The sequence below is a fragment of the Pseudonocardia sp. SID8383 genome (genome assembly GCF_009864975.1).
Classification (GTDB): domain Bacteria; phylum Actinomycetota; class Actinomycetes; order Mycobacteriales; family Pseudonocardiaceae; genus Pseudonocardia; species Pseudonocardia alni.
In genome coordinates this window covers 1-3203 of the sequence record NZ_WWFY01000564.1, presented here as the reverse complement: position 1 = coordinate 3203, position 3203 = coordinate 1, and the positions used below count along the sequence as shown (strand labels likewise).

General features: G+C 72.3%; 3 protein-coding genes. 2 read left to right on the top strand and 1 reads right to left on the bottom strand.

Annotation, left to right across the window (positions count from 1 at the left end):
* Positions 1-275 precede the first annotated feature (275 nt).
* Complete coding sequence (gene serS, locus GTW08_RS13845; RefSeq protein ID WP_073578332.1) at positions 276-1526, bottom strand: serine--tRNA ligase; 1251 nt, start codon at positions 1524-1526, stop codon at positions 276-278.
* A gap of 80 nt (positions 1527-1606) precedes the next feature.
* Here serS and GTW08_RS13840 point away from each other — a divergent pair, with 80 nt between their 5' ends.
* Both GTW08_RS13840 and GTW08_RS13835 read left to right on the top strand, forming a co-directional pair.
* Positions 1607-2455: an LLM class F420-dependent oxidoreductase gene (locus GTW08_RS13840; protein ID WP_073578331.1), complete on the top strand. Its 849-nt coding sequence runs from the start codon at positions 1607-1609 to the stop codon at positions 2453-2455.
* A gap of 130 nt (positions 2456-2585) precedes the next feature.
* The coding region (locus tag GTW08_RS13835; RefSeq protein WP_161151911.1) for a helix-turn-helix domain-containing protein at positions 2586-3203 on the top strand (618 nt) is incomplete at its 3' end.

Below are 3203 nucleotides of genomic sequence, written 5' to 3'. Positions count from 1 at the left end.
GGGCGACGGGTCCGCGGGCGGCACGACGCCCGTCGACGGGCGGCTCGGGCGAGCGGTGCCGACCGGAGTCCGCGGTGTCCGGCCGGTCCTCGGAACGGTGGGAGCCGGGACGGCGGGCGTCGGACCCGGCGGGGGCGGCGTGGCGCGACGGGTCCGGGCGCTCCCCGGCCCGCGACACACCACTCCCCGATTTCTCCACGCAAGCAGGACGCGCGGGCCCCCGTTCGGTTGCCCCGTCAGGAGGTCGCGCGCGTCACCCCGCCTGCGACCCGGGATCAGGCCGGCGGGTTCCCGACGGTCGCGGGGGCACCGTAGGACCGCAGGACCTCCGGCACCGTGACCGTCCCGTTCGCGTCCTGGAAGTTCTCCATGATCGCGAGCATGGCGCGGGCGGTGGCGCCGGTCCCGTTGAGCGTGTGCACGTTCTCGGTCGGCGCTCCGGCCTCGCGACGGAACCGGACGTTCAGGCGTCGTGCCTGGTAGTCGGTGGTGTTGGAGCACGAGGTGATCTCGCGGTAGCGCTCCTGGACCGGGAACCAGGCCTCGATGTCGTACTTCTTCGCCGCCGGGTTGCCGAGGTCGCCGACGGCGATGTTCTGCACCCGGTAGGGCAGCCCCAGCTCCTGCACGATCGACTCCTCGTGGGCGAGCAGCTCCTCGTGCACGTCCTGGGAGTTCTCCGGCAGGCAGTAGACGAACATCTCGACCTTGTCGAACTGGTGCACCCGGAACATGCCCTTGGTGTCCTTGCCGGCCGCGCCGGCCTCGCGGCGGAAGTTCGTGGAGAACGCGACGTAGCGCGCGGGCAGCGTGTCGAGCTCGACGATCTCGTCCATGTGGATCCCGGCGAGCGCGACCTCGGAGGTGCCGGTGAGGTAGAGGCCGTCCTTTTCCAGCTCGTAGAGGTTCGACGCCTCGGTGGGCAGGAAGCCGGTGCCGTACATCGCCCGCTCGTTCGCCAGGACCGGGCCGAGCACCGGGACGAAGCCCTCGCCGGCGAGCTTGTCCATGACGTAGCGGAACAGGGCCATCTCGAGCCGCGCGACGTCGCCGAAGCGGTAGGCGAACCGCGACCCGGACAGCCGCGCGCCGCGGGCCATGTCGACCCGGCCCGTCGACGACGCCAGGTCCAGGTGGTCGCGCGGGGTGAAGTCGAAGACCGGCGGCTCGCCCCAGGTGCGGACGGTGACCGCGTCCTCCTCGGCCATGCCGTCGGCGGCGGTCGGGTCGGGCAGGTTCGGGATGCGGGCGAGGAGCTCGGAGCGCTCGACGTCGGCGGCGGCGAGGGAGTCCTCGGCGGCGCGCAGCTCCTCCTTCTCCTGCTTGAACTGCTCGACCTGCTCGGGGGTGGGCTTGCCCTTGGGCCGCTGCTTGGCCGCGGCGCGCAGGCTGCCGACGCGGTCGGTGGCCTCCCGCCAGCGGGCGTCGACCTCCAGCAGGGCGTCGAAGTCCGCGGACGCGCCGCGACGGGACAGCGCCGTGCGGAAGGTGTCCGGGTCCTGTCGGGCCGCCTTGAGGTCGATCACTGCTGTTCCAGCCTCTCGCGTAGTGGAGGGGCCATCGTAGGACCGGGAATGATCGGGCCCGCGCGGTGGTACTCACCACCATGAGTGTTTCCCTCGGCAGGTACGGCGTCTGGCGGCACGAGACCGGGTTGTCCCCCGATCTCGCCGTGGAGATCGAGAAGCTCGGGTTCGGTGCGGTGTGGGTCGGCGGCTCCCCGCCCGGGGACCTCGCGCTGACCGAGTCGCTGCTCGACGCGACGACGTCGCTGGCCGTGGCCACCGGCATCGTGAACATCTGGGCCACCCCTGCCGACGAGGTCGCGGAGTCCTTCCACCGCATCGAGGCGCGGCACCCGGGCCGGTTCCTGCTGGGGATCGGCGTCGGGCACCCCGAGGCCACCAGCGACTACACCCGCCCGTACGCAGCGCTCGTCGCCTACGTGAACCGGCTCGACGAGCTCGGCGTCCCCACCGAGGGGCGTGCCCTCGCGGCGCTGGGCCCGAAGATGCTCGACCTGGCCCGTGAGCGGTCCGCCGGGACGCACCCGTACCTGACCACGCCCGAGCACACCCGTTCGACGCGCGAGCGCTACGGCGCCGGAGCGCTGATCGCGCCGGAGCACAAGGTCGTGCTCGACGACGACCCGGCCGCCGCCCGCGCCCTGGGCCGCCCGGCCGTCGAGAAGCCCTACCTGGGCCTGGTCAACTACCGGAACAACCTGAAGCGGCTCGGCTGGGCCGAGTCCGATCTCGACGACGGCGGCAGCGACGCCCTGATCGACGCGCTCGTCGCGCACGGCACCCCCGAGCAGGTCGCGGCCCGGCTCGAGGAGCACCTCGACGCCGGCGCCGACCACGTCTGTGCCCAGGTCATCACGCGCGGGATGGCCGAGCCGGAGGGCGACCTGCGGCGGCTGGCGAGCGCGCTGGGGCTCGGCAGCGCGGGCTAGCTGTACTGACCGGAGACGTTGGTCGAACTCGTGTGACGACACGATCTAGCTGATCTTGAAGGGTGAGGACCTCCTGCGGAGGGTGTGGAGCTGTCGAAGGCACCCGCACCCACAACCACAGGAGGTCCTCGTGGTCCACGCTAACGCTCCACTGTCCGAACGCGGCCGACTGCGCCTGGCGCGTCTGATCGTCGAGGGCGACGTGCCGATCGCTGCGGCCGCTGCCCGGTTCCAGGTGGCCTGGCCGACCGCGAAACGCTGGGCCGACCGCTACCGCCTCGACGGCCCGGCCGGCATGGCCGATCGCTCCAGCCGGCCGCACCACTCGCCGCGGGCGACGCCGGCACCGGTGGTGCGCCGGATCGTGCACCTGCGCTGGAAGAAGCGCCTGGGCCCGGTCCAGATCGCCGACCGGGTCGGTGTCGCTGCCTCGACCGTGCACCGGGTGCTGGTGCGGTGTCGGATCAACCGCCTCGCCCATGTCGACCGCGCCACCGGAGAACCGGTGCGTCGCTACGAACACCCCGCCCCCGGGGATCTGCTGCACGTGGATGTGAAGAAGCTGGGCAACATCCCCGACGGCGGCGGCTGGCGCTATGTCGGGCGCGCCCAGGGAGACCGCAACCGGGCCGCGACCCCTGGGAAACTTCGCAACGCCCACCACCAGGCGAAGATGGGCACGGCGTTCGTGCACACCGTGCTCGACGACCACTCCCGCCTGGCCTACGCCGAGATCCACGACGACGAG

Bases quoted from the DNA above. Each gene is read 5' to 3' on its own strand.
- GTW08_RS13840 (WP_073578331.1), top strand. From the start codon at position 1,607: ATGAGTGTTTCCCTCGGCAGGTACGGCGTCTGGCGGCACGAGACCGGG.